We start from the raw sequence: 26,374 nt of genomic DNA on the forward strand, positions 1-26,374 counted from the left end.
GAAAAAAGTCTCATTAAATGCTGTCGCGCAGTCGATACCAGGCTTTGCCGATGGCTTCCAGCGGTGCCGCGAAATGTTTGCCACCGGGGAAACGGCCATTGCTCAAGCCCTGGTACAACGCCAATTCATCAGTGTCGCCAAGAATCGCAGCGGACACCGCACGCGCGGCGGCCAATGTCGGCAGAACGCCGTGGCCCGAATAGCCTTGCAGCCAATAACGGTTGTCCGCGCCGCCGACATCGGGTGTGCGATTCATCGTCAGGTCTATATGCCCGCCCCAGGCAAAATCGATGTCGACACCTTTGAGCTGCGGGAACACCCGCTCAAGAAATGGCCGTGTTGCCGCCGCGATGTCCTTGGGCATGCCACCGAGATAGGTGCAGCCGCCGCCGAACAACAAACGGTTATCCGGCGTGCGACGGAAGTAATCGAGGACGAACTGGTTGTCGGTCACGCACACGTTGCGCGGCAACAGTGCGCTGGCCTGCTCGGGCGACAGCGCTGCGGTGGCAACCTGGTAAGTGCCCACCGGCAGAATGCAACCGGACAGTTGCGGGTCGAGTTCATCGAGATAAGCGTTGCACGCCAGCACCAGCACATCGGCGCGCACCGAGCCGCGCTCGGTGTTGACCCGGAAACCGTCGCCCTCCTCCTGATAACTCAACGCTTTGCTTTGCTCGTGGATACGCCCGCCGGCTCGCTCGATGGCATCCGCCAGGCCCAGCGCCAGTTTCAGTGGATTGAGGTGCGCGCCCTCAGGGTCGTAAAGCCCGGCTTGATAGCGATCGGTGGCCACCCATTCCGGCAGTTGTTCCCGAGGAATGAACTGCAACACATCGTGGCCCCATTTGTGGCTGGCTTCGTGTTGCCATTCGCTGAGCAGACTGACCCGCCGTGGCATCACCGATGTCCACAAATGCCCGGGACGATAGTCGATGTCGAAGCCGTGACGACCCGGCAATTCACGCAATTCCCCAGCGGCCCAACGCATGCCGTCCCACAAGCGTTTCGCCCGCTCCTGACCCAGCGCAGCTTCCAGCGGCGGCATATCGCACGACCAGCCGAGAATCGCCTGCCCGCCATTGCGCCCCGAGGCCGCCCACGCCACGCGACTGGCCTCCAGCACGATCACGCGTTTACCCGCCAAGGCCAGACGCAACGCCGTGTGCAGGCCACTGAAACCGGCGCCGATGATCACCACGTCGGCATCATGTTCGCCCTGCAGCAGCGGGCGGTTGCGCAAAAAATCGGCGCAACTGTGGGCGTAATAGCTGTCGACGTGCTGGCTGGATTGCAGGAACATTCGCGACCTCATGAAATTATCTTTTTATAATTTCATGAAAATCTACAGAATAAATTTCACGCCAGCAACTATCCGTTACGCGGCAACTCAACCCGCGCCAGCAATCCTTGGCCACCACGGTTGCTCAACGTCAGTTCTCCGCCCTGCTCTCGCACAATCGCCCGCGCCGCTGAAAGCCCCAGGCCAACACCACCGGTGTCGCGATTGCGTGAAGCTTCCAGACGGAAGAACGGATCGAACACCTGCTCCAACGCCGCTTCGGGAATACCGGGGCCTTCGTCGCTGACCTCGATACGAATTGAATACTCGTCACGCGTCAACGCAATGACCGGACGCTGCGCATACTTCAGCGCATTCTCCAGCAGGTTGACGATCACCCGTTTGATCCCCAGCGGCCGGCCGTCGTACACCAGATGCGCCGGGCCATCGAAATCAACGTGCAGGTGTTGGTCGCGGTAGTCATCGACGATGGTCTGCAGCAGTTCCGACAGATCGAACGCGGTGGTTTGCTCGCGATGGGTGTCCTCGCGGAAGAACGCCAGCGCGGCGTTGATCATCGACTGCATCTCTTCAACGTCGCGAATCAGTTTGCCTTGATGATCGAGGTCTTCCATGAATTCACTGCGCAAACGCATGCGTGTCAGCGGTGCGCGTAAATCGTGGGAGATTGACGCGAGCATGTGCGTGCGCTCGGCGATGAAGTGCTGGATCTGCGCCTGCATGGTGTTGAAGGCGATGATCGCCTGGCGGATTTCGTCGGGGCCTTCGATCTTGATCGGTGGCGCGCGCAGGTCGGTGCCGAAACGTCTGGCGGCACGCGTGAAACGCTGCAACGGGTTGGCCAGTTGCCGGGTGGCGACCCAGGCGACCAGCAACGTGGCAATCAGTCCCAAGGCAATGACGATCGCGATACGCACGCCAAACTCCAGACCCCAACTGCGCTCCGGCGGGATAAATGACAACCAGCTGCCATCGACCAATTGCACGACAGCGGCGTAATGCGCCTGGGGACTGCCGTTCGGCCAATCGCCTGGGCTGAACACCTCGATTTTTCGATCATTGCCCAGCAGTTGCTGCAGCACCGGCACCCTGCTCGCTGGCAGTCGAAGGCCGTCATTGGGCAGGTCGAAGTCCGCGCGCTGTGCTTTCCACGAGACCTGCAGCATGGCGCTGCTCGCCGCTGCGGCCAGTTGCGGGCGCAGGTTGGCCGGGGCCGCCTCGATCACCCGCGAGGTCGCGGCAATCTGCTCGAGCAGGCCGGTGCGTTCAATCGGTGGCCGCGCCCAGATGCCGGCGACTTGCACGAACAGCGCATTCAACGCCAGTGAAGCGACCATCGCCGCCACGATGGTCAGGGCGATGTGCCGGCGCAGTGTATCGGCGCGCAACAGTCGGCGGATCATTAGCGTGTGACCTTGGCGGTGAACAGATAACCGCCGTTGCGCACCGTACGGATCAGGTCCGGGCGCTTGCTGTCCGGTTCGATCTTGCGGCGCAGGCGGCTGACTTGCACATCGATGCTGCGGTCGAAAGCGTCATGGCCGTGGCCGTGAGTCAGGTCGATCAATTGCTCGCGGGTGAGGATGCGCTGCGGGTGATCGAGGAACACCACCAGCAAATCGAACTCGCCACCGGATAACGGAATCATCACGTTTTCCGGCGAGCGCAATTCGCGACAGGTGATGTCCAGATGCCAACCGGCGAAGCCGATCACAGGGCGTGAAGGCTCGACCGGGATGCGCTGTTCGCCAGCGCGGCGCTGCAAGGCACGTATGCGAGCGAGCAATTCCTGCGGGGCGAACGGTTTGGTCAGGTAATCGTCCGCGCCCAACTCCAGGCCGACAATGCGATCACTCAACTCGGCCATGGCCGTGAGCATGATGATCGGAATGCCCAGCTGCGCGCGCACCTTCTGGCACAGGCTCAGGCCACTTTCGCCGGGCATCATCACATCAAGAATGATCGTGTCCGGACGGTTCAGTGCGATCGCCGCCCACATAGCCTCGCCGTGCGGCGCCACGTCGACTTCATAGGCGTGCTGCACGAAGAACTTCTTCAGCAGCGCGAGAATTTCCACGTCGTCGTCGACGAACAGCAGTCTGCTCACAGTTACAGAATCCATGCACCGAAAAAAGCCAATCTAAAGCCATTTCGCCGCCCGGGTCATTTATTTCAATCGAGCAACATTTCTACGCAGCAGACATCAAGCGGACATTCTCTGGCAAAACCGCGCGGGCATTCTGAGGCCATTCCAATCCAGGGGGTTCGCATGAAGCTATTGAACGACAACCATTGCGCCGAGGGGCACAACAGCAATCGTCCCTTGATCCTCAGCCAGCGCACCGCCGCACTCGGCCCTGACACACCGATTGTGTTTCAGGAGTCGTGCCTGAGCGTGTCCAGCGATCAGAGCCGGATCGTCCTGCGGCGCTACTTCGAGCAGTTCAGCCCAACCAATGCGCACTGGGTGGAGTACGTCCACAGCATTGCCGCCGCCGACCTGATCCAATGGATCATGAGCCACGGCCAGTTGCACATCGAATGTTCCGACAGCATCGCCACGCAACAGCACAAGGAAACCCGTTGATGACCTGCATTCGTTCGCTGTCGCTGACCCTTGCGGCCACCCTGAGCCTGTCCGCCTGCAGCAGTAACAAGGTCGAACACAGCGGTTTTCTGCATGACTACAGTGTGTTGACTGAACGTCAGTCGCCGTCCGGTCAACCGGTGCTGGCGTGGGTCAGCCCGGCACTTGCCCGGGGGCGATACACCCAGGTTTATCTGGCGCCAAGTCAGTTTTACCCGAGTGCCGCGCCGACGCAGCGGATTCCGCTAAGCACGCTGTCCGGCGTCACTGACTACTACGACGCCGCGCTGCGGCTGGAATTGAGCAAAGTGCTGCATCTGGTCAATCAACCGGGACCGAACACGTTGGTGGTGCGCCCCGCCATCACCCAAGTGGCCACCAGCACTCAGGGTTTGCGCTTTTATGAATGGCTGCCGGTCACCCTCGTCGCGGCCGGTGTGAGCACGGCCACGGGTATCCGCGATCAGGACAGTGAAGTGGCCACCGAGGTGTCGTTCGAGGACGGTTCGACCGGTGAAGTGATTGCCGAAGTGGTGCGTAAAGGCACCGGTGTGCCGCTGGAGAACGACAAACAGGTGCTGACTGCCGATGACGTCAAGGTGGTGCTGGATGGCTGGGCCAGCGACCTCGGTAAATCCTACGCAACCCTGCGCCGGTAACCACATTCCCCTGTAGGAGCTGCCGAAGGCTGCGATCTTGTTGGGACGCGGAGCGTCCCCGGCTGCATTCCCACGCAGAGCGTGGGAACGATCAATCGCAGCCTTCGGCAGCTCCTACACAGGTGCGCAAGGAAAAAAAGCGCCGAGCAGTGAATTATTTCGTGTCCTCATGTATCTGAGCCAAAGAGTACGCGCCATCAAAAAGATGGCATCTACGCGGCACGATGGATCAGCAAAGAGAAGACCCGGATGAAATCACGCAAAAAAACCGTCAAGCCGATCGGCCTGAACGACATCACCATTGTCGACGACGCCAAGATGCGCAAGGCGATCACCGCCGCCGCACTGGGCAATGCCATGGAATGGTTCGACTTTGGTGTCTACGGCTTTGTCGCCTATGTCTTGGGCAAAGTGTTCTTCCCCGGCGCTGACCCGGGCACGCAGATGATCGCCGCGCTGGCGACCTTCTCGGTGCCCTTCCTGATCCGCCCGCTGGGTGGCTTGTTCTTCGGCGCCTTGGGCGACAAGTACGGACGGCAGAAAGTCCTCGCCGCGACCATCGTGATCATGTCGCTGAGCACCTTTGCCATCGGCCTGATTCCGTCCTATGCCTCGATTGGCATCTGGGCACCGATCCTGCTGTTGCTGGCGAAAATGGCTCAGGGCTTCTCGGTCGGTGGCGAATACACCGGCGCCTCAATCTTCGTCGCTGAATATGCACCAGACCGCAAACGCGGCTTCCTCGGCAGCTGGCTGGATTTCGGCTCGATTGCCGGTTTCGTCCTCGGTGCCGGTGTAGTGGTGTTGATCTCGACGACGCTCGGCGAAGCCAAGTTCGAGGAGTGGGGCTGGCGCCTGCCGTTCTTCCTCGCCTTGCCATTGGGCATGATCGGCCTCTACTTGCGTCACGCCCTGGAAGAAACCCCGGCGTTCCAGCAGCACGTCGAAAAGCTTGAGCAAGGCGATCGCGAAGGCCTCGCCGGCGGCCCGAAAGTCTCGTTCAAGGAGGTCGCGACCAAACACTGGCGCAGCCTGATGACCTGCATCGGCGTGGTGGCGGTGACCAACGTTACCTACTACATGCTGCTCACCTACATGCCGAGTTACCTGTCGCACAACCTGCACTACAGCGAAAACCGTGGCGTGCTGATCATCATCGCGATCATGGTCGGCATGCTCTTCGTGCAGCCGGCGATTGGTTTTATCAGCGACAAGATTGGCCGCAAACCCTTCATCGTCGTCGGCAGCATCGGTTTGTTCATTCTGGCGATCCCGGCCTTCATGCTGATCAACAGCGGCAAGATCGGCTTGATCTTCGCCGGCCTGCTGATGCTGGCCGTGCTGCTGAACTTCTTTATCGGCGTCATGGCGTCCACCCTGCCGGCGATGTTCCCCACGCACATTCGCTACAGCGCGCTGGCCGCCGCCTTCAACGTCTCGGTACTGATCGCCGGCCTGACTCCGACCGTGGTGGCCTGGCTGGTCGAGAGCACCAACAATCTGTACATGCCGGCGTATTACCTGATGGTGATTGCCGTGGTCGGTCTGGCCACCGGCGTGACGATGAAGGAAACCGCCAACAAGCCGTTGCGTGGCGCAGCGCCAGCGGCCTCTGACCTCGAAGAAGCCAAGGAACTGCTGCAAGAGCACCACGACAACATCGAGCAGAAGATCGAAGACATCGACGCCGAAATCGCCGCGCTGGAAGCCAAGCGCAAGGAACTGGTACAGCAGCATCCGCGAATTAACTGATCGCACATCGACTCTGACCGGGTGGCGAGCCGCCTAAACGCAGCTCAGCCACTCGTGCTCTGGGTGCAATCGCGTCAAATGTCGAAGCAACCACACGCGCTCCTGCGCAGACAAGTCCGGTAAAGCCCTGGCGAAATCGCTGCGGTCTTTAGAGCGCGTGTGTTTGGCCTTGAACAAAAGAACAGCAGCAGGTCGCAGATGCGGAATGCCCGCCGTGCTGCGCAGAACCATTTCGGCGCGTGGGCAGGTAATCGAAAGATCGCGTTTATAAACCCAGGTGTCCGGCGTGCCTGGTTCGATCATCACATCCACGCGCCACGCCTGTGCGGCGCGGTCGTATCCCCAGACCTGAAAAATGTCTGCGGCGGGCAAGCAATTCGCTGACAGAAACTGGAACGTACCGTCCTTCACCGCGTAGAAGTCGAGATCACTCAGCGCTTGGCGAAAACAGGCGAAATCCCCCCGCAACACCGTGAACTCGAGATCGCTGTGAGCCCGGGTTTGCCGCCCGTGCCACAGGTCCAGCGCCCAGCCGCCGACCACGCACCACGGGCGGTTTACCGCGCTCAGACGTCGGGCCAATTCGTCAGGTGTCCAGGGTTGCCATTGCTCTTGATCGGGCACCAGCGGCCGGGCTGTCGTCATGTCTCAGGCTCGTTGTTCTATTGATGGATAACGGGAGTGCGCCATTCGAACCGCTTTCACCACCCGGCTCAAGATTTTTATCAGCTAGCCTTGAATCGGATCGCACGTCATTCAAGGAGCCGTTATGTTCAAGTTCATCAAGACCACCGTGATCGGCGGGCTGTTGTTCATCCTGCCGCTGGTGCTGATTGTCGTGCTGATCGAAAAAGCCATCCACTTGTTGCGCGGGCCGGTCGAGAAGTTGTTGCCGATGTTCAAGGGCTATGACGTCGCGGGCGTGACACTGGTGAGTGTGGCGACATTGTTGGGTCTGATCGTGCTGTGTTTTCTCGCCGGGCTGCTGGCACGCACCTCAGCGGCAGCGCGGGCGATGGAAGCCACGGAAAACAAGCTGCTCAGCAACTTGCCGGGTTACCAGTTGTTCAAGGACACCACGGCACGCTTTGCCGGGCTGGAAAACGAGGACGGTTCCAAGGTCGGCCTGATTGCCGAGGGCGAAGGCTTTCGGTTGTGCCTGATCGTTGAGAGCGTGGATGACTGGCTGACGATTTTCATGCCCGACGGAGGACCGGCCGGCGGTACCGCCGGTGAAGTGCGGCTGGTCCCGGCCGCACATGTCATCGTCACCGAACTGTCGTGGCTGACCCTGGCCACCGGGTTGCGCCGTGGCGGCCGTGGCATGCTCACGCAGATGCAACCCTGGGTGCCGAAAGCCTGATCACGGCGCATTGACCACCACATACGTCACATCACTGCCCTGATACTGCGGCTGGTACCAGGTCGAGCCGCACTGCATATAGGCGACGTTGTAGCGAATCACCTGCACGCAACTGCTGGGCATTTGTGCCGGAGTGAAGATCGCCCCCACCACCGCCGCCGTGACCGCGACAGTTGCCGTCACTGCCGCCGCGGTTGCCACTGGATGATAGTGATCGTCGTAGCCGTAACGGCCATGGCCGTCGACATCGATATCGACATCACGGTGGTTGTCGATATTGACGTTACGGTTGACGTTGCGATTGCTGTTGTTGACGTACGTACGGTTGCCGACGTTGTTGCCGGCATTGACCCGATTGCCCGAATTGGCCCGATTGCCGGCACTGACGTTGTTGGTACGCTGCGGCGCATTGATCCGCTGCGCCCGTTGCGCGTTCGGCGCCGGCGCGCGGTTGACGTTGGCGCGGGCATGTCCCTGAGCGCGTTGCCCCCGAGCATCGGCTTCGGCGACATAACCGGCGGTCAGCAGCGTGGCGGCGGCCAGCGACAACAACAGACTCCACGTTATCGACTTGTTCATGTCACTGCCCTCCCTGATCGCTGGCTTGTTTAAACGCAATCGCCACATCGCCTTTGCCCGGTTTGAAGGTGAACTGCGTGTCCGGGATAGTCGGCTTGAGGTTCCACTGATACACCGCGCTGTACTCGGGAAAGCTCTTATCGTCGGTGGTGGTGATCACCAGTTTGCACGGCAAGGGTTTGTCGGAGCGGGTCAGCCACAACTGCCAGTCAATGCCCTCCTGGCGAAACGCCAAATGGTCGCAGAGCTGGCCCTTGATGACCGACGGGCCCACGTACAGCGCGGCTTTCAAGGCATCGATCTGCGCCTGGTCACTGCCGAACAGAAACAGGTCCTCCATCGGTACCTGCACACCGTAGAAGTTCTCGACCTTGTGCAGGGTTTCCGCCACGGTGGCCGGTGCATCGACGGTGGTGTAGTACTTCAGGTACGGCGAATACTGGGTGAGCTTCTTGCCGTTATAGAAGAACTCGCGGGTGCGCACATCGCCTTCGCTTTTCGCATACAGGCGATCATGGCTGACCACTTTCAGGGTGTTGGCGGACTCGGTCTTGATCTTCTGCCCGGATTCCAGAACCGTGTCGCGCGAGACTTGGGCATCGACCTGGAATTTCGGCAGGCTGCGCAGGTAATTGCCCATGTCGATGAGCTTGTCGACCACTTGCGGGTTGATCAACGGCGCATCGTCCGTGGCTTCGGCAGCGGGCGCAGGCGGCGGGTCTTCAGCGTGGGCTCCCGGCGCGAGCACCAGCGTGAACATCAGGCAGACAATACTGGCTGGGGCTTTCATCGATTCCGCTCCTGTCCCTGCGTGGGCGTTGCGCCGCATGGGCGACTGACTGACCAGCCTAGACCCCACCCTTGCTGTGCGCCAATGCGCACAGACACACCGCGCATTGATGGCCATAGGCTGTTATCGCGCCTCGTTGCAAGTCCCTGAAGTTCGCTGGAAAAGCGTAAGAAACGTCCTACGCTGAATTTGTCCGTCGCCCGGCGTCGGCACTCATTGGAAGGATTCAGCAGGCAGTAAGAGGCCGATCATGCAAGATTCACGCAATGGATTGTCCGGCGCACATTGGCGCCCGCAACGTCAGTCACTGGCGCTGGAACCGAGAATTCTGTTCGACGGCGCCGCCGCTTCGGCGGCTGCCGATCAACATCACAGCGATCCTGCCGCACCGCCGGCCGCCGTGGACGCCCAGGTCCCTCACACTACGCCCACCGAAGGCCGGGCCACCGAGCCTGCACCGTCTGCTGCGCGCAGCCTGCTGGTCATCGACAGCCGCATCGAAAACCGCGATCAACTGGTCGCGCAGTTGCCGGGCAATGTCACCGCGATTGTGGTGAATGTCGGCGAAGACGGTCTGGCGGCTATCTCTGCGGCGTTGGCGCAACTGGGCAAGGTCGATTCTATCCAGATCATGTCCCATGGCGCCTCGGGGCAATTCACCCTGGGCAACCGCACGGTCAGTTCGGACAACATCGACTCGCTGGGCAAGACACTCGAACAATGGCGCAACAACCTGACCCAGGGCGCGGACATTCAGCTCTACGGTTGCGATGTCGGCGCCGGTGCGGCCGGGCAAACCCTGGTCAGCGAACTGGCACGCTGGACCGGCGCCGATGTCGGCGCTTCCAGCAACGACACCGGCAGCAGCAAGGTCGGCGGCGACTGGACCCTGGAAACGCGGGTCGGTGACCTCGACAAGAGCATCGCCATCAGCAGCCTCGCCATGGCGCATTTCGACGGATTGCTGGCCGATGCAGCGCCGACCGCGACGGTGTCTAACGGCGGCAGCGATGTGCTGCTTGGCGACCGTTTCACGTTTACCGTGAACTTCAGCAACACCTCGACCCAGGTGGGTTACGCGCCATTCATCAACCTGGCGATGCCGGTCACCGGCAAGGATGGCGACGACGGCGTCAATTTCATTTCGGCCACCTACCTTGGGCAAAACCTGATCAGCCACGTGGTGACCTTCGATGCCAACGGCAACGCCACACATCCCTTGGCCAAAGACGCCAACGGCAACTTCCTGATCATCAACGCCGCCACCTACGGTATGCGCGCCGGCGACAAACTGGTGGTGATCGAGTTGCCCTTCGCCAGCGTCACCAATCAGCAGCCGGTGATCGGCGTGCAGATCACCGCCAGCCTGAGCAATCTGGCCGACACGGCGTTTTCCAACGGCACGCCCGACCTGACCATCCGCGCCAGCGGTGGTTTCGAGTTCGGCAATGATGCACTGGACAACCCGACCAACGATCCGAGCCTGATCCAGGCCGGCACTGCGGCCTTCATCGTGCACCCGACGGTGATCACCGTCAGCGAAACGATCAATACCCCGGAAGGCGAAACCGCCACCGGCCCCAACTACGTGCGCACGCTGACCCTGTCGGCGACACCCGCGCCGGGCCAGACGCTGACCAACGTCGTCATCACCCAGCCCCTGCCAGACAATATCCAGGTCAACTCGATCACCCCCGGCGCTGGCGGCCGGCTGACCTCGATCACCTTGCACGACGGCACGGTGGTCACCAATGCTGCAGAAATCGCTGTGCTGATCGCGGCCAATGACGTCTATATCAATTCATTCACCGTCGCCTACGACAGCCTTACCGGCAAGACCGACAGCGTGGTCGCGTTCTACGTGCCGGAAGTCGACGCCAACGGCCAGCCGGTGATCAACCCGGTCACCGGCGACGCGGTGACCGTGACCCTGGGCCCGCCAACCGCTTCCGGGCAATGGGTGCCGCTCGATCCTCGCGACGTCACCGCACCGAACACCACTATCGATTTCAGCGGCACCGGCCAGAGCACGCAGTTCATCGCCAAATCGATCACGCTGCTGAAAACCGCAACGATGCAGAACGACATCGGCCACAGCGGCATCAGCCCCGGCGACACCCTGCAATACACCCTCAACCTGGCGATTTCCGACCACTTTGCCTTCGGCAAGGACTTCTTCAACGAAGGCCAACTGGTCATCCGCGACCAACTCAGCGATGGCCAGACCCTCAGTGGCACGCCGACCCTGACAGTGACGATCGACGGCGTCGCGCAGACCATCACCCTGGTCACCAGCGTGGTGAACAACGCCGACGGCAGCACCTCGATGGTGTTCGACATCGCCCAGTCGCTGCGCAATGCGTTCAACAACATTCGCGGCTGGCTCAATGGCGACCTGGCCTTCGACGACACGTTGCAGGGCGCCGTGGTCGCGGTGTTGAGCTATTCGGCCATTGTCGGCCAGACCTACAAACCACCTTCAGGCAACCCGCATCCGGACATCAACGAAGGTGACGAACTGGGCAACACCGCCACGGTGGACGGCACGCTGTTGGTCGATCGCTTCAACCTGACGGGCGAGAGCGAGACCGACGGTTCCACCACCACCAGCGTGATCCCCACCAGCAACGTCGATATCAATCTGGTCGAGGTCAATAACGGCGCACCGCCGGGCAACGGTGAACTGCGCCCCGGCGATGAAGTGACCTTCGAGCTGAGTTACGACCTGGTCACCGGCGATTACGAGCAATTCAAACTCACCGCGTACCTGCCGCTGCCGCTGTTCAATGTCAGCGGGATTACCTGGGGCTCGGGCAATGATGTCGGCCAGTGGGCGCTGGGGGCGGGCAATACCAATGCCGGCGGTGTGATCAGCGTCACCAGCGCCGACGGCAACTCGGTGGTGTTCGACTTCGGCAGCTTTGCCACCAACACCACCACCGGCAGCCGCATCGTCATTCGCTTCACGGTCCGGGTCGGCGATCAGCCATTTGCCGACCAGCGCTCGCTCGACGTCCTCGCACAATCGAGCCAGCAGACCACCCTCACCGACCGCACGCTGATTTCCTCCGACGTAGTCGCGATCGTGTCGGTCGCCGAGCCGGTGCTCAATATCAAGCACGGCGTGGTGTCCGGCTCCAACGGCACGGTGACTGGCACCAGCGGCAGTTGGAATCCGCCGGGCAGCACGGGCAAGCCGTTCAATGGCAACGTCACCGACCTGTCGGCGGTCGACGGCAACATCAGCAACATCGACGGCGCCGACCGTTTGCGCCTGGTCACGGCGATCGAAAACAGCGGTGGCGGCGGCGCGTTTGACGTCAGCACCAGCATCACTCTGCCCTCTGGCTTGAGCTTTGTCGGCGGCAGCCTGGCGGCGGCCAACCTGCAGATTTATCGCGGCGACGGCACGCTGCTGGTGTTGGGCACCGACTACAGCGTCAGCGGCAACCAGATCACCTTCCTCGACGCCGGCGGCCAGGCCAGTCTGTTGGCCGGGCGCAGCGGCACGGCGGCCGATACCAGCGGTGCCAACGTCGTGGTGATCAGCTATGACGTCGAGGTCAGCGCGACCATCGAGGCCAGTCGCAGCCTGCAATCCACCGCGACCCTGAGCAATTACGCCAGCGTCAACGGCGGCACCGACTTCACCCCGACCGACCTCACCGACTTGGCCAGCCAGCAGATTGCCGCGCCGGTCATCAGCAAAGTCTTTGCCGACGGCACACTGGACAATGGCGACTCCAGCGCCAGCCACACCAATGGCAGCGATCTGGTGGTCGGCGAAAGCATGCGCTACGACATTGTCATCACCCTGCCCGAAGGCACCACGCAAAACCTGCGCATCGAAGACCTGATTCCACCGGGCATGCGCCTGGACACCAGTTTCAACGGTGGCCTCGGCTACCAGATCATCACCACCCGCGCCGGCAGTGGCGCGCTTGGCGCCGATTTCGCCGGCAGCGTGCTGGTCGGTGGTTTTGCCGGAGTTGGCGGCGCACTGGGGGGCGACGGTGTCGATGGACGCTGGACTTTCAGCGTCTCCAGCGTGTCGGCGGACAACCAGACCGGCAACAACACCTTCGTGATTCGTCTGCAACTGGTGGCCAACAACGTCATTGCCAACCAGGCCAACGTCTCGCTGCAGAACAATGCGCAGTTGGTTTACAACGACCCGGATGGCGACACGCCGAACGGCGCGGTGGCGCTGGATCGCAACGTTGCCTTGAGCGGTGGCCAGCCGACGGTGACCGTGCGCGAGCCGACCCTGCAGATCAATCAGGTGATCACCTCCACCTCCGGCCTGGGCGGCTATGACCAGGGCGACACGGTGACTTTCAATATCACCATCACTAACGGCAATGGCAGCACCGATTTCAGTGCGTTCGACATCAGTTTCCTCGACACCCTGCCGACCCAACTCAGCAACGTCACGCTGGTCGGCGTGCTGTATCAGAACGGCGCGACCAACAACGGCGGGATTGCCTTCGAAATCGTCGGCGGCCAGTTGCGCACCGCCAGCGGCGCCAATATCGACATTGCCAAGGGCGGCAGCATCGTCTTGCAGCTCAGCGGTATCGTCAACGCCAGCGCCGCAGCGTTATCTAACATCGCCAACGTTGCCAGTGTGCAATGGACCAGCCTCGACGGCGGCAATGCCGGCGAACGAACCGGCGTTGACGGCGTGCTCAATGGCGGCACCCTCAACGATTACCGCAACCTGTCGACTTTGTTGATTCCTGTGGCTCAGGCCATCGAGATCTCCCGTGTCGGTGGCCTGCCAGACACGGCGGCGCCGAACCCGACATCCGCAACCGTCGAACAAGTGACCGTCGGCGAAGTGATTCGCTACCGCGTGGTGGTGCTGGTGCCCGAAGGCAACAACCCCAACTATCAGGTGCAGATCACCCTGGCCAACGGCTTGCAGTTCATCTCCCCGGATGCGCTGGTCAATGCCCTGCGCATCGCGTTCATTTCCAACGGCGGGCTGACCAGCGACGCCAACCTGATCGTCGGTGGCACGCTGAATATCGACGGCAACGAAAACAGCCCCGAGGCCCTGCCGATCACCGCCGACCTGTCCGGCCTGGCGCCGCAAGGCATCTTCGACCCGAGCCGGCTGACCGTCGTCACCAACCCCGATGGCAGCCAGGTGGTGACGTTCAACCTCGGCAACGTGGTCAACGGCAATGGCAACGACGACGATCTGGAAGGCATCTCGATCGAGTTCAACGTGCGCGTGACCAACATCGCCGCCAACATTGCCGGCGCGCAACTGGCGGTGACCGCGCAGGAAATCGTCAACGGTGCCGGGCGTGCGGTCAGTGACACGGTGTTTGAACGCGTCGTCGAGCCGAGCTTCAGCGGCCTCGACAAGCAGATCGTCACCTTCAACCCGAACCCGAGCGGCAGCACCGGCAACGCCACGGTGCAACTGAGCTTCACCCAGAACGGCGGCCTGCCGGCGTTCGATGCGCGCGTCAGCGACAGCTTTGCCGGCGGCAGCAATTACACCCTGCTTAGCGTCAGTATCAATGGCGTGAGTTACGGCCCGGGCAACCTGCCGGCGGGCATCAGCTTCAGCACCAGCGGCGGTTTGAGCGTCAACTTCGATCAACTGGATGTCGGCGCGCAGATTCAGGTGCGCTACTCGGTCGACTTGCCGAACTCGACGATTGTCGCCAGCAGCAACGCAACGCTGACCTGGAGCAGCCTGCCCGAAGACTTCACCAGTTGGGGCGGCAACAGCGTCGGGGTTGATGGCACCGCCACCGGCGAGCGCGACGGCAGCGCCGTCGGCCCGAACCAGTACATTTTGCGCGACACCGCCGGGCTTGGCGTGATCACCGGCACCCTGTGGAACGACACCGCCAGCCCGACCGCCAGCGCCACACCGGACGGCGCCGGCCTGGCCGGGCAAACCGTGACCCTGACCTGGGCCGGCGCCGACGGGCGCCTCGATACCACCGCCGACAACCTGCAGTTCACCACCGTCACCGACGCCAACGGCCAGTACCGCTTCGGCGTGTTGCCACTGGGCGTGTTCCGTATCGATGTGCCGGCGGGTCTGGTCAGTTATCCGCAACCGCTGGGCGATCTGCGCGTGCGCGTCGACAGCGACGCCGGCACCCTCGGCCAGATCACCATCACCTTGGGCGATGCCGACACGCAAAGCGCCAACGCCGGCTATGTCGAACAGAACGACGCGCCGGTCAACACCCTCCCCGGCACGCAAAACGGCCTGGAAGACGTGGTGCTGAATATCGGCGGCATCCGCGTCGCCGATGTCGATGCCGACCGCGATCCGAACGTCAACGACCGCGCCATCAGCGTCATTCTCACGGTCACTCACGGGACACTGTTCCTCGGCGCGACAGTGCCGGGCGTCACGGTCAGCGGGGCCAATACTGCGAGCATGACCCTGACCGGCAACCTCGCCGATATCAACACCGCGCTGGCCAGCCTGCGATATCTGGGCAACGCCAACTTCAATGGCACCGACACCCTGACTGTATTGAGCAACGATCGTGGCAACTACGGCGATGCCGATGGCGACGGTATTCCCGGCACGGCCGCCGATGCGCTGACCGACACCGACACCCTGCAAATCATCCTCGCCGCCGTGAATGACAACCCGGTCGGCGTCAACGACAGCGCCACGGCACTGGAGGCTGGCGGCAGCAACAACGCCTCCGCCGGTATCGACCCGCGCGGCAATGTGCTGAGCAATGACACCGACGTCGACATCGCCACCAACGCCGACCAACTGCACGTGGTTTCGGTCGGTCCCGGCGCCGGCATTCAGACGCCGGTGCTCGGTGTCACCGTGATCAATGGCCTGTACGGTCAGTTGGTGATTGGCAGCAACGGTTCGTACCAATATGTCGTCGATAACAACAATGCGGCCGTGCAGGCCTTGCGCGTGTCGGGCCAGACCTTGCAGGACAACTTCAATTACGTCCTCGCTGACCTTGCCGGAGAGACCTCGACGGCCACGCTGACCGTTACCCTTCAAGGCGCCAACGACACGCCGCAGGGCATTGACGATGACGGCGTGGCCATCGAGGCCGGCGGTGTCAACAACGGCACACCGGGCAGCGATGCCACCGGTAATGTGTTGACCAATGATCAGGACGTCGACAGCGCCGCCAATGGCGAAACCCGCACCGTGACCGGCATCCGCCCGGTGGCTGAGGCCGGCACCGGCAATTTCACCGCGGTCAGCGGCGCTACGGCGATTGCCGGGCTCTACGGTACGTTGACCATCAATCCCGACGGCACTTACAGCTATGTGGTCAACAACAGCAACGCCACGGTTCAGCGGCTCAGCGCCGGTCAACAACTGGTCGAGTTCTTCAGCTATCGGCTGACCGATACCGGCGGACTGGACGATGTCGCGCAACTGCGCATCGTCATTCAGGGCGCCAACGACAATCCGGTGGCCAGCGATGATGCGGCGTCGGCACAAGCCGCGTCGAGCAATGGCACAGCCTCGGAAAGCAATCCGAGCGGCAACGTGATTCAGTTCCCCAGCCGCCCCGGGCCGATCACTCAACCGGGTGGCAACGGCGTCGATCAGGACGTCGATGCCAATGACCAGCCGAGCAGCCAGTTGCTGGTCAATGGCGTGATCAACAAAAGCGAAGCCAGTTACAACCCGGCCGTTGACGTGCTGAGCGGTGTGGCCACCGGCACCACCTCAGCCAACGGCACCTTGGTCGCAGGCCTTTACGGCACCTTGCGCATCGGCGCCGATGGCTCGTTTTTCTATGACGTCGACAGCACCAATGCAGCGGTCCAGGCCTTGGCGCCTGGGCAGACATTGACCGAGTTCTTCACCTACCGCGTGACCGACACCACCGGCCTCACCGACACCGCGCAACTGGTGATTACCGTGCACGGCGTCAACGATCCACCCGTGGCGCAAAACGTCATCGCCGTCGCCACCGAAGCCGGCGGGATCAACAACCTGACGCCGGGCGTCAACCCTTCGGGCGACGTCACGGCCAACGATACCGACCCCGATGGCGACCCGTTGACGGTCACGCTGATCAAGTCCGGTGCGACCGGCGACCCGGGCACGCCGATTGCGGTCAATCTCGGCGGCACGGTGATTGCCGGGCTGTACGGCACGCTGACGATTTTCCCCGACGGCAGCTACGTCTACGAAGTCGACAACAGCAACCCCGACGTGCAGGCCCTGCGCCGTAGCGCCGATCTGCTCTCGGAACGTTTCACCTACACCGTCAGCGATGGCGTCGGTGCTACACCGCAAACCGACACCGCGGAAATCATCGTGTTGATTCGCGGGCAGAACGACAATCCGATTGCCAATGATGATGCCGGCGTGGCCATCGAGGCCGGTGGCCTGAACAACAGCCAGCCCGGTCAGGATCCCACCGGCAACGTGCTGGATAACGACAGCGATGTCGACGGCGGTGAAGTCCCCGGCGACCTGCCCAATTACGACTATGGCGAGACCCGCGCGGTGTCCTCGGTACGCACCGGCTCAGAGGCTGGCACCGGGACGGCGGGCACATTGGGCACGGAACTGCGCGGCACTTACGGCTGGCTGACCCTGAATGCCGACGGCAGCTACAGCTATCGTCTCGACAACAGCATGGCCGCCGTGCAGGCCTTGCGCGCTGGCAATACGTTGCTCGACGCGTTCAGCTACGAGGTGATCGACGCCGCCGGCGCCAGCGATCGTGCGACGTTGAACATCACGATTCAGGGACGCAACGACACCCCGATCGCGCAGAACGACAGCAACACCGCCGTTGAGGCCGGCGGCTTGAACAACGCCACGCCAGGGACCAATCCGAGCGGTAACGTGCTGAGCAATGACAGCGATGTCGACGGCAACGGCGAAGTGCTGAGTGTCATCGGCGTCAATCAAGGCTCGTCGGTGGGCCTGATCGGCAGCGGGTTCAATGGCACCTACGGCGTTCTCACCCTGAATGCCGATGGCAGTTACAGCTACGTGGTCGACAACCTCAATCCGCAGGTCCAGGCGCTGCGCAACAATGCCGACACCCTCACGGAAACCTTTACCTATCAGATCCGCGACCTGGCCGGCGCCACCAGCAGCGCGACGCTGACCATCACCGTGCGCGGGGCCAACGACAATCCGATCGCCAGCGACGACAGTGCCGTGGCGGTCGAGGCCGGCGGAACCTTCAACGGCACGCCCGGGGTCAACCCAAGCGGCAATGTGCTGAACAACGACAACGATGTCGATGCCAACGACGCCAAACTGGTCACCGGTATCCGCACGGGCAGCGAAGCGGCCGGCGGTGCCTTCACCAGCGTTGTCGGCGCGCAAACCTTCAACGGTTTGTACGGCACCCTGACCCTCAATACCGACGGCACTTACAGCTACGTGGTCAACAACAACCTCGCCGCCGTGCAGGCGCTGAAACTCGGTGATTCGCTGGTGGAAACCTTCACCTACCGCCTGCGCGACATCGCCGGGGCCACCGACACTGCGCAACTGAGCATTCGTATCGACGGCGCCTGGGATGCGCCGGTCGCGGCCAACGACACCGCACTGGCCGTGGCCGACAACGGCAACGGCAACGGCGTCAACCCGAGCGGCAACGTGCTGCCCAATGACACCGACGTCGACCAGGGTGACAGCAAGACCGTCACTGGCATTCGTTTCGGCACGGAAGACGCCGGCGGCAGTCTGGCCGGGGTCACGGCTGGCACCGACGACAGCAACGGCACGCTGATCAACGGACTCTACGGGCAGTTGATCATCGGCGCCGATGGCAGCTTCACCTACAACCTCGATTCGAACAATGCGGCGGTGCTGGCTTTGGGGCCGCTGCAATTTCTCAATGAGCGCTTTACCTATCAGGTCAGCGACCGTGGCGGGCAGAACGATCTGGCGGAAATCCACATCATCATTCGCGGGCGCAACATTGCGCCGGTGGCCAACACCGACACAGCGACGGCGATCGAGGCCGGTGGCAGCAATAACGATCAACCCGGTCTCAACCCCGGCGGCAATGTGCTGGACAACGACACCGACGCCGAAAGCGATCCGCTGTCGGTGATCGGCATTCACACCGGCACCGTCAACGCAATCGGCACGGTCGGCAGCATCGGCACCTCGTTGCGCGGGTTGTATGGCGACTTGCTGATCAATGCCGACGGCAGCTACACCTACACCGTCGACAACAACCTTGCTGCCGTACAGGCCTTGCGTCAGAGCGGCCAGACCCTGAATGAAGTGTTCACCTACACCATCGTCGACCGCTGGGGCGACACCAGCACCGCCGAATTGCGCATCACCGTCGATGGCCGCAACGATACGCCGGTCGCCGCCGATGACAGCGCCACGGCGATCGAGGCTGGCGGCGTCAATAACGGCACGCCGGGCAGCAACGCCACGGGCAACGTGCTGGACAACGATAAGGACGTCGACAGCGTCGCCAATGGCGAAGGCAAACAGGTGCAAAGCGTCAGCAATCAGGCCGGCCAGTCAACCGGTGCCGGACAAGTGTTGATCGGTCTCTACGGGCAACTGACGCTGAACGCCGATGGCAGTTATACCTACGTCATCGACAACAACAATCCCGTGGTGCAGGCCTTGCGCACTGCGGGCGAAACCCTCAGCGAAACCTTCACCTACCGCATGCTCGACGCGGCGGGCGCGACCTCGGATGCGCGTTTGACCGTGGTCATTCAGGGTGCGAACGATGCTCCGATCGCACAAAACGACAGCGGGTTTGCCAGCGATCAGTCCCCTGCCCCGCAAACCACCGGCAACGTGCTGCCCAACGATGGCGACGTCGACGGCAACGACAGCCTGGTGGTGGTCGGCGTACGCACCGGTGCCGAAGCCGATGGCGGCACGGCCGGAGTAATCGGCCAGCCGATCATCGGTCTCTACGGCACTCTGGTGCTGAACGCCGACGGCAGTTACACCTACACCATCGACCAGAACAACCCTTCCGTACTCGCCGCCGCCGGCCTCGGGCAGATTCTGCGCGACGTGTTCACCTACACCATCAACGACCGTGCCGGCGCCAGCGATCAGGCCGAACTGGTGATCACCCTCGACATCGCCACGCCGTTCATACCGGCACCCGGCGGCAACAACTTCGAGCGTGATCCGAACACTTTGAACCGCAACTTCCTGATTCCTGATCCACAGCCGGCAATCTTCGTCACCCCGGTGGTCGAGCGCGCCGCTGAAATCTCCGAACTCTCGGCCTGGGGCGTCGATGGCAGCAACCTGCGACTGGCGGCGGTCGGCGAGTTCACCAGCGAATCAGTGGGCAACGGTCTGGGCCTGGTGCCGGGGCAATTCGTCGCGCAAGCGGTGCGCACCAGCCGCCTCGAAAGCGAACTGGACCTGCTATGGATTCAGGGGCGTCAGGGCCGCACCGGTTTGAGCGCCGATGGCTTGTTGAGCGACCCGTCGCTGTTCACCTTGAACCCGGCCGACCTGACGCACAGCCCGGCTCACGTAGAAAAGCCTCATGAAAAACCACGGGCCAAGGGCTTCAGCGCGCAATTGCGCGATGCAGTGCAGCGGCGCACACCCCGATAAAGCGGTCGACCTGCAGAAAAATTCGAAGAATGCAAAGGAATGAACATGCGCCTACACGCGAACCGGCTTCTCAGTACCGCCATCGCTTCTGCACTGTTGCTCAGTGCTTGCTCATCAACGGAGCCGAAACCCTCCACCGATGAAGAAAACCGTCAACGGATCATTGCCGACCAGTCACGCATGTATTCCGGTCAGGAGCCGGTCACCGCGCCGATCACCTTTTACGAAGCCGCCGCACGGGCGCTGAAATACAACCTCGACTACCGCCTCAAACTGATGGAAAGCGCGCTGGCCTCGGACCTGCGCGATGTTTCCAGCCATGAAATGCTCCCGCGTCTGGTCGCCTCGGCCGGGTATGCCGGGCGTGACAATGATTCCGGCGGCACCTCGATCGGCATCGAAGACCGCCAGGTCAGCTTGCGTCCATCGACCTCCGAAGAACGCTATCGCGAAGTCTATGGCCTGGGCCTGAGCTGGAGCCTGCTGGATTTCGGCGTCGCGTATTACCGCACGCAGCAGAAATCCGACCAGATTCTCATGGCCGAAGAGCGCCGGCGCAAAGTCGCGCAGAACGTGCTGCAGGACGTGCGCAATGCCTATTGGCGGGCGCTCGGCGCTCAGCGTTTGATGCCGGAAGTCGACAAGCTGCTGATGCGCACCCACACCGCGCTGACCTCGGCCCGCCAGGCGGAAACCCGTGGCCTGCTGCCGCGTCAGGAAATCCTCGCCTATCAGCGCGCGCTGCTCGATTCGATCTACCTGCTGACCGTGCGCCGCCAGGATCTGGAGTTCGCTCAGGCCGAACTGTCAGCGCTGATGTCGCTGCCGCCGGGTTCGAAAATGATCCTCGCCGACATGCCTGACCCGCCGCTGCCGGAAGTGCGCCAGAGCATGGCGCGACTGGAACAGCTGTCGTTGGAAAATCGCCCGGAAATCATGGAAGAGTGGTACCGCAAACGCGTCAATCAAAAGGATCTGGAGATCGCCAAGGCGCAGCTATGGCCGAACGTCAGCGTCGATTTTGGCTACAAGTACGACTCCAACAAATACCTCTACAACAACGACTGGATGAGCACCGGTCTGCAAGTGTCGATGAACCTGATTCGCTTGCTGCAACTGCCGTCACTGAACGCGGCGGAAAAATCCCAGAGCGAAACCGACGACACCCGGCGCGTGGCGCTGTCGATGGCGATTCTCACGCAAGTGCGGGTCGGCACCCTGCGCTATCAACTGGCGCGGCAGGAAGTGGAGTTTGCCGAAGACAGTCTGCGCGTTGATCGCAGCCTGCTCGACTACGCCCAAGCGGCGAAAACCGGCGCGCTGGGTTCCGAGCTAGAAGTGATCCGTTCCGAAGGACGTTATCTGCTCTCGCGTTATCAGCGTGAAGCGGCGTTCTCCAGTGCGCAGGCCGCATGGGGGCGGATGTACAACTCGGTCGGGCTGGACGTGCTGCCCAAGGAAATCTCGCAACACGACATCAAGACCCTGGCCCGGGAGATTCAGCGCACCTTGAACGAACAAGAACAACAACGCCTGCTCGCTGCCACTTCGCAAGGAACGCCGAATGCGCAAAATCGCCCTTGAGTCCCGTTTCGGGGCCCTGTTGTTGGCCAGTCTGATCCTGCCCGTCCACGCCGAAGACAGCCCGTCGGCCACAGCTCTGGAAAGTGCCAGTGCGATTCGTGTGTTGCTCGCCGCCGAACTGGAAACCACCCTCTCCAGCCAGATGGCCGGCACCCTCGGTGAACTGAAAGCCGGATTCGGCGAACAGGTCGCCAAGGCCGAATTGCTCGCCCGCTTCAACTGCAATGAAGCCGAAGCGCGCGCGAAAGTCGCGGCGGCGGAGCTGGCCATGGCCAAACAGAACCTGCAGGCCAAACAACAACTGCGCCAGCTCAACGCGGTGGGCGATATCGAAGTGTCGATGGCCAACACCGAAGTGCAAAAGGCCGACGGCGCGCGAGCCATGGGCGCGGCGCAAAGCAGTTACTGCCAGGTGCTCGCACCGTTTTCCGGGCGAGTGGCCAAGGTTTACGTCAAGCCTTACCAAACCGTTTCGGCCGGCACGCCGCTGTTCGATCTGGTCAGTGACGGTGCACTGAAGGTGCGCCTGAACGTACCGTCCAACCTGCTGAAAACCCTCAAGCCCGGCCTGCCGCTGCAGGTCAGCATCCATGAAACCGGCAAGACCTATCCGGCGCATGTCAGCGGCATCAACTCACGCGTCGATGCAGTAGCGCAAACCGTTGAACTGGAAGCGAAGCTCGACAACAAGTACCCCGACTTGATGGCCGGCATGAGCGGCACCGCGCAGTTCGAGCAAGACGCGCGCCCATGACCATGAACGAGCCGTTGCCTCACCCTCACCTGCTGCTCGAACTCGATGCGCTGCGGGACAAAGCGATGGCCGCTGACTCGCTGAACAGCCTGGCGTTCAGCATGGCCAACGACCTGTACCCGCTGCTGCCCTTTCATCAGGCGCTGGTGTTCGCCCAGCGTGAGTCATCGCTGGAGCTGTTGAACGTCTCGGGGCTGTCACGGCCCAGCGAAGACTCGCCCTATCTGGTGTGGCTGCGTCGCGCCAGTCGCTGGGTCGCGGCGCAAGTACCCGGTGCAGAGCCGGTGTGGCTGTCACAAGAAACCGCCAGCCCACCACAGGACATCGCCGAAGGCTGGAACGAATGGTGGCCGTCGGGGCTGTGGTGCGTGCCGGTGCAGGATCGCGACCAGCAACGGCTGGGCCTGTTGCTGCTGTTGCTGGAACAGGAACCACCGGCGCTGTTGTGGCACCACCTCAAGGGGCTGGTCAGCACCTGGGCCTATTGCTGGTCAGCGCTGACCCGGCGCAAGGGCTTGCGGCGCTGGCGGCCCAATCGCAAACAACTGCTGCTGGTGTTGATCGTGCTCGCGGCCCTGCTGCTGTTGCCGGTGCGGCAAACGGCCTTGGCGCCGACTGAAATCGTTTCGCGGCAGGCGCAGATCATCAGCTCACCGATTGATGGCGTGATCGAAAAGATTCAGGTTCGACCCAATCAACCGGTGGAGGCTGGCACACCCCTGTTTGCGCTGGACGAAACCACCCTGCGCAGCAGCGCTGAAGTGCTCGGCAAAGAGGTCGCGGTGGCAGATGCCGAGTTGCAGGCAGCCAGCCAACGGGCCTTCGATAACCCGCAGAGCAAAAGCGAACTGACCTTGCTCGCCGGTCGCGCGCAGCAACGCCGGGCTGAGTTGGCAGCGGTGCAGGCGCAACTGAAACGTACACAAGTGCTGTCGCCACGGGGCGGCGTCGCGGTGTTCAGCGACCCCAATGACTGGCTGGGCAAACCGGTGGTGACCGGCGAGCGCATCCTGCAAGTGGCTGACCCGACGCAACCGGCCATGCTGATTCAACTGGCCGTGGCCGATGCCATCGCGCTGGAACCGGGCGCCGAGGTCACGCTGTTTCTCACCGCTTATCCGCTAACGCCCCTCAAGGGGCAGATTCTGGAAACCAGTTATCAGGCGCGGCCCAGCGATGAGGGTGTGGTCGCCTACCGCTTGCTCGCCAGCATTGAGGGCGCCTCGGAGCACGCACGCCTCGGCCTGCACGGCACGGCGAAGCTCTACGGTGGGCGAGTCATGCTCGGTTATTACCTGCTGCGCCGGCCCATGGCGACGCTGCGTGCCTGGAGCGGCTGGTAATGCTCGACCCGGCCGATCTGCCGGTGCCGCCGCTGCGCGAAGACTTGCGCCTGAGCGAAGCAGCCAACGGCAGCAACGGCGAACCGGCGTGGGTGATTCAGGACACGGTGATCAACCGTTTCTACCGCATAGGCTGGCTGGAATTCGAGTGTCTGCTGCGCTGGGGCCAGTCGCCGCGCCAGATCAGCGAGCAGATCGCCGAAGGCACGGCGTTGAAACCGGATGTCGAGCAAGTCCTCGATTTCCGCCAGTTTCTGGAGCAACACCAGTTACTGCGTGCCGGCCCCGCTGCGCTTGAACGACTCAAGAACAAAAGCGCAGAAGGCAGTTGGCTGACGTGGCGCTGGTGGCTGCACCATTACCTGTTTTTCCGCATTCCGTTGCTGCGTCCGCAACAGCCGTTGCAATACCTGGCGCGAGCGCTGGGTTGGCTGTTTCATCCGCTCACCGGGATTATCGTGCTGAGCCTGAGCCTGCTCGGGATCATTCTGGTCTTGCAGCAATGGGATGTGTTCACCAGCGCGGTGGTCGAGTCGTTTTCCACCGAGGGCCTGTTCAGTTTTGCCCTGGCGCTGATCGTCGCGAAAACCCTGCATGAACTCGGCCATGCCTTGGTCGCGACCCGGCTCGGCTTGCGCGTCGGGCACATGGGCATTGCGTTTGTGGTGATGTGGCCGATGCTCTACACCGACACCGGTGAGAGCTGGAAACTCAGCCGTTCTCGGCAGCGGCTGGCCATCGCTTCAGCGGGGATCGTGACCGAGTTGTCGCTGGCCGGACTGTCGACGCTGGGCTGGGCGTTGTGTGATCCGGGCGCGTTGCGCAATGCCCTGCTCTATCTGGCCACCACCAGTTGGCTGTTATCACTGGCGCTGAACGCCAGTCCGTTCATGCGCTTTGACGGCTACTTCATCCTTTCCGATTTGCTCGACTTTCCCAACCTGCATGAACGCGCTTCGGCGCTGGCGCGCGTCACCCTGCGGCGCAATCTGCTGGGCTTGCAGGAAGACTGGCCAGAAACGTTTCCAAGCGGTCAGCGGCGTTTGCTGGTGACCTTCGCGATCATCACTTGGATCTATCGGCTGGTGCTGTTTCTGGGGATCGCGCTGGCGGTCTATCTGTTTTTCTTCAAGGTCTTGGGGATCTTTTTGTTCATGGTCGAACTGTCGTGGTTTATCGCCCTGCCCGTGATGCGCGAGCTGGGCCATTGGTGGAAAAACCGCGCGGCGATTCCGAGCCGGCGCAAAGTGGCGTTTTACGCGATGCTGCTGTTGATTCTGCTGGGTTTGGCGATGCCATGGCGCACGCAGATCGATGCGGTCGGCGTGGCCCGTGCCGAACACCAGTTGCGCGTGTATGCGCCCTACCCGGCGCGCCTGCAATCGATTCACCCGCACGGCCCGGTCAAGGCTGGGGAAACCCTGGTTACCCTGGACGAGCCGGACATCGCCTCGCGCCTGCAATCCAGCGAAGCCAATGCGCGCAGCTATGAAGCGCGGTTGTCGGGGCTGATCGCCGATCCCGCTGGTCTGGCCGAGGATGCCGTGACCCGCCAGCGCCTCAACGTGCAGTTCGAAGAGGCTCGCGCGGCCCGCTCGGAAATCGCCCGGCTCAACCTGCAAACGCCGTTTGCCGGGGTATGGCTCGACGTCAATCCCGACTGGAAAGCCGGGCAATGGGTCGGCCGTCAGGAGGCATTGGGTATGCTGATTGATCCGCGCAGTTGGCAGGTCGATGCTTATGTCGCGCAGGATCAGGTGCATCGCATGGCCACTGGGGATCACGTGCGTTTCTATGCCGATGGCCAGACCACGCCGCTGTCCGGCCGGGTCGTGCAAATCGGCAGCACCCGCGCCAGTCAGCTGTCGCACCGCATGTTGTCGTCACGCTTTGGCGGTCCGGTGCCGACGACCAATGCCGAACATGCGCTGATCCCGAGCAATGCGTTGTTTCAGGTGTTGATTCAGCTGGATGAACCGTTGCCGAGCCTGCGCGAGACCCGCGGGCATCTGAAGATTGAGGGTGAGCGGAGAAGTTTGCTCGCCGACGGCGCGACTCATGTGCTGGCGGTACTGATGCGCGAAAGTGGTTTCTGAC

The 26,374-nt window shown here is 62.2% G+C and carries 15 protein-coding genes; 9 read left to right on the forward strand and 6 right to left on the reverse strand.

Going from position 1 to position 26,374, the window contains the following annotated elements:
* Positions 1-13 precede the first annotated feature (13 nt).
* From M5G26_RS06495 to M5G26_RS06505, 3 genes are all read right to left on the reverse strand, one after another.
* Positions 14-1,303 carry an NAD(P)/FAD-dependent oxidoreductase gene (locus M5G26_RS06495; protein ID WP_273914760.1) on the reverse strand — a complete coding sequence of 430 codons (1,290 nt, stop codon included), beginning with the start codon at positions 1,301-1,303 and terminating at the stop codon, positions 14-16.
* Between the two features lie 68 nt (positions 1,304-1,371).
* Complete coding sequence (locus M5G26_RS06500; protein WP_273914761.1) at positions 1,372-2,706, reverse strand: ATP-binding protein; 1,335 nt, start codon at positions 2,704-2,706, stop codon at positions 1,372-1,374.
* Entirely contained in the window at positions 2,706-3,425 is a 720-nt protein-coding gene (locus M5G26_RS06505) for a response regulator (protein WP_273914762.1), read from the reverse strand. Before M5G26_RS06505 ends, M5G26_RS06500 begins: the two co-directional genes overlap by 1 nt.
* Positions 3,426-3,572: 147 nt before the next feature.
* Between M5G26_RS06505 and M5G26_RS06510 the strand changes: the two genes are divergently transcribed.
* The 3 genes from M5G26_RS06510 to proP all read left to right on the forward strand — a co-directional run bounded on the left by M5G26_RS06510 (position 3,573) and on the right by proP (position 6,301).
* Positions 3,573-3,890: a hypothetical protein gene (locus tag M5G26_RS06510; RefSeq protein ID WP_134175610.1), complete on the forward strand. Its 318-nt coding sequence runs from the start codon at positions 3,573-3,575 to the stop codon at positions 3,888-3,890.
* On the forward strand, positions 3,890-4,549 hold the full coding sequence (locus M5G26_RS06515; RefSeq protein WP_273914763.1) for a DUF3313 domain-containing protein: 660 nt from the start codon (positions 3,890-3,892) through the stop codon (positions 4,547-4,549). Before M5G26_RS06510 ends, M5G26_RS06515 begins: the two co-directional genes overlap by 1 nt.
* 249 nt (positions 4,550-4,798) lie before the next feature.
* Positions 4,799-6,301 carry a glycine betaine/L-proline transporter ProP gene (proP, locus tag M5G26_RS06520; protein WP_134175614.1) on the forward strand — a complete coding sequence of 501 codons (1,503 nt, stop codon included), beginning with the start codon at positions 4,799-4,801 and terminating at the stop codon, positions 6,299-6,301.
* 33 nt (positions 6,302-6,334) lie between these two features.
* Here the strand turns inward: proP and M5G26_RS06525 are convergent, their stop codons facing one another.
* Positions 6,335-6,946 carry a nucleotidyltransferase domain-containing protein gene (locus M5G26_RS06525; protein ID WP_273914764.1) on the reverse strand — a complete coding sequence of 204 codons (612 nt, stop codon included), beginning with the start codon at positions 6,944-6,946 and terminating at the stop codon, positions 6,335-6,337.
* Between the two features lie 124 nt (positions 6,947-7,070).
* Between M5G26_RS06525 and M5G26_RS06530 the strand changes: the two genes are divergently transcribed.
* Positions 7,071-7,664: a hypothetical protein gene (locus M5G26_RS06530; RefSeq protein ID WP_273914765.1), complete on the forward strand. Its 594-nt coding sequence runs from the start codon at positions 7,071-7,073 to the stop codon at positions 7,662-7,664.
* On the opposite strand, the gene M5G26_RS06535 is transcribed toward M5G26_RS06530, so the two are convergent.
* Positions 7,665-8,243, reverse strand: coding sequence for a hypothetical protein (locus M5G26_RS06535; protein ID WP_273914766.1), 579 nt, complete (start codon positions 8,241-8,243; stop codon positions 7,665-7,667).
* Position 8,244: 1 nt separating this feature from the next.
* Positions 8,245-9,033 (reverse strand): DUF2092 domain-containing protein, encoded by a 789-nt coding sequence (locus tag M5G26_RS06540; protein WP_273914767.1) that lies wholly within the window; start codon positions 9,031-9,033, stop codon positions 8,245-8,247.
* Between the two features lie 250 nt (positions 9,034-9,283).
* Between M5G26_RS06540 and M5G26_RS06545 the strand changes: the two genes are divergently transcribed.
* The 5 genes from M5G26_RS06545 to M5G26_RS06565 are packed head-to-tail and all read left to right on the forward strand — an operon-like array spanning position 9,284 to position 26,373.
* Positions 9,284-20,596 (forward strand): VCBS domain-containing protein, encoded by an 11,313-nt coding sequence (locus M5G26_RS06545; protein WP_273914768.1) that lies wholly within the window; start codon positions 9,284-9,286, stop codon positions 20,594-20,596.
* 45 nt (positions 20,597-20,641) lie between these two features.
* Entirely contained in the window at positions 20,642-22,180 is a 1,539-nt protein-coding gene (locus M5G26_RS06550) for a TolC family protein (protein ID WP_038361564.1), read from the forward strand.
* Positions 22,161-22,934, forward strand: a complete 774-nt coding sequence (locus M5G26_RS06555) for an efflux RND transporter periplasmic adaptor subunit (RefSeq protein ID WP_122598393.1) — start codon at positions 22,161-22,163, stop codon at positions 22,932-22,934. Before M5G26_RS06550 ends, M5G26_RS06555 begins: the two co-directional genes overlap by 20 nt.
* Entirely contained in the window at positions 22,931-24,277 is a 1,347-nt protein-coding gene (locus M5G26_RS06560; protein ID WP_273914769.1) for an efflux RND transporter periplasmic adaptor subunit, read from the forward strand. The genes M5G26_RS06555 and M5G26_RS06560 overlap by 4 nt, the downstream gene beginning before the upstream one ends.
* On the forward strand, positions 24,277-26,373 hold the full coding sequence (locus M5G26_RS06565) for an HlyD family efflux transporter periplasmic adaptor subunit (protein ID WP_273914770.1): 2,097 nt from the start codon (positions 24,277-24,279) through the stop codon (positions 26,371-26,373). Before M5G26_RS06560 ends, M5G26_RS06565 begins: the two co-directional genes overlap by 1 nt.
* Position 26,374 lies beyond the last annotated feature (1 nt).

The sequence above is a fragment of the Pseudomonas sp. TNT2022 ID642 genome, from assembly GCF_028656995.1.
Lineage (GTDB): Bacteria > Pseudomonadota > Gammaproteobacteria > Pseudomonadales > Pseudomonadaceae > Aquipseudomonas.

What these genes read in the sequence shown, in the direction of transcription:
- M5G26_RS06495 (WP_273914760.1), bottom strand. Translation starts at nt 1,303, where the DNA reads ATGTTCCTGCAATCCAGCCAGCACGTCGACAGCTATTACGCCCACAGT.
- M5G26_RS06500 (WP_273914761.1), bottom strand. Translation starts at nt 2,706, where the DNA reads ATGATCCGCCGACTGTTGCGCGCCGATACACTGCGCCGGCACATCGCC.
- M5G26_RS06505 (WP_273914762.1), bottom strand. Translation starts at nt 3,425, where the DNA reads ATGGATTCTGTAACTGTGAGCAGACTGCTGTTCGTCGACGACGACGTG.
- M5G26_RS06510 (WP_134175610.1), top strand. Translation starts at nt 3,573, where the DNA reads ATGAAGCTATTGAACGACAACCATTGCGCCGAGGGGCACAACAGCAAT.
- M5G26_RS06515 (WP_273914763.1), top strand. Translation starts at nt 3,890, where the DNA reads ATGACCTGCATTCGTTCGCTGTCGCTGACCCTTGCGGCCACCCTGAGC.
- proP (WP_134175614.1), top strand. Translation starts at nt 4,799, where the DNA reads ATGAAATCACGCAAAAAAACCGTCAAGCCGATCGGCCTGAACGACATC.
- M5G26_RS06525 (WP_273914764.1), bottom strand. Translation starts at nt 6,946, where the DNA reads ATGACGACAGCCCGGCCGCTGGTGCCCGATCAAGAGCAATGGCAACCC.
- M5G26_RS06530 (WP_273914765.1), top strand. Translation starts at nt 7,071, where the DNA reads ATGTTCAAGTTCATCAAGACCACCGTGATCGGCGGGCTGTTGTTCATC.
- M5G26_RS06535 (WP_273914766.1), bottom strand. Translation starts at nt 8,243, where the DNA reads ATGAACAAGTCGATAACGTGGAGTCTGTTGTTGTCGCTGGCCGCCGCC.
- M5G26_RS06540 (WP_273914767.1), bottom strand. Translation starts at nt 9,033, where the DNA reads ATGAAAGCCCCAGCCAGTATTGTCTGCCTGATGTTCACGCTGGTGCTC.
- M5G26_RS06545 (WP_273914768.1), top strand. Translation starts at nt 9,284, where the DNA reads ATGCAAGATTCACGCAATGGATTGTCCGGCGCACATTGGCGCCCGCAA.
- M5G26_RS06550 (WP_038361564.1), top strand. Translation starts at nt 20,642, where the DNA reads ATGCGCCTACACGCGAACCGGCTTCTCAGTACCGCCATCGCTTCTGCA.
- M5G26_RS06555 (WP_122598393.1), top strand. Translation starts at nt 22,161, where the DNA reads ATGCGCAAAATCGCCCTTGAGTCCCGTTTCGGGGCCCTGTTGTTGGCC.
- M5G26_RS06560 (WP_273914769.1), top strand. Translation starts at nt 22,931, where the DNA reads ATGACCATGAACGAGCCGTTGCCTCACCCTCACCTGCTGCTCGAACTC.
- M5G26_RS06565 (WP_273914770.1), top strand. Translation starts at nt 24,277, where the DNA reads ATGCTCGACCCGGCCGATCTGCCGGTGCCGCCGCTGCGCGAAGACTTG.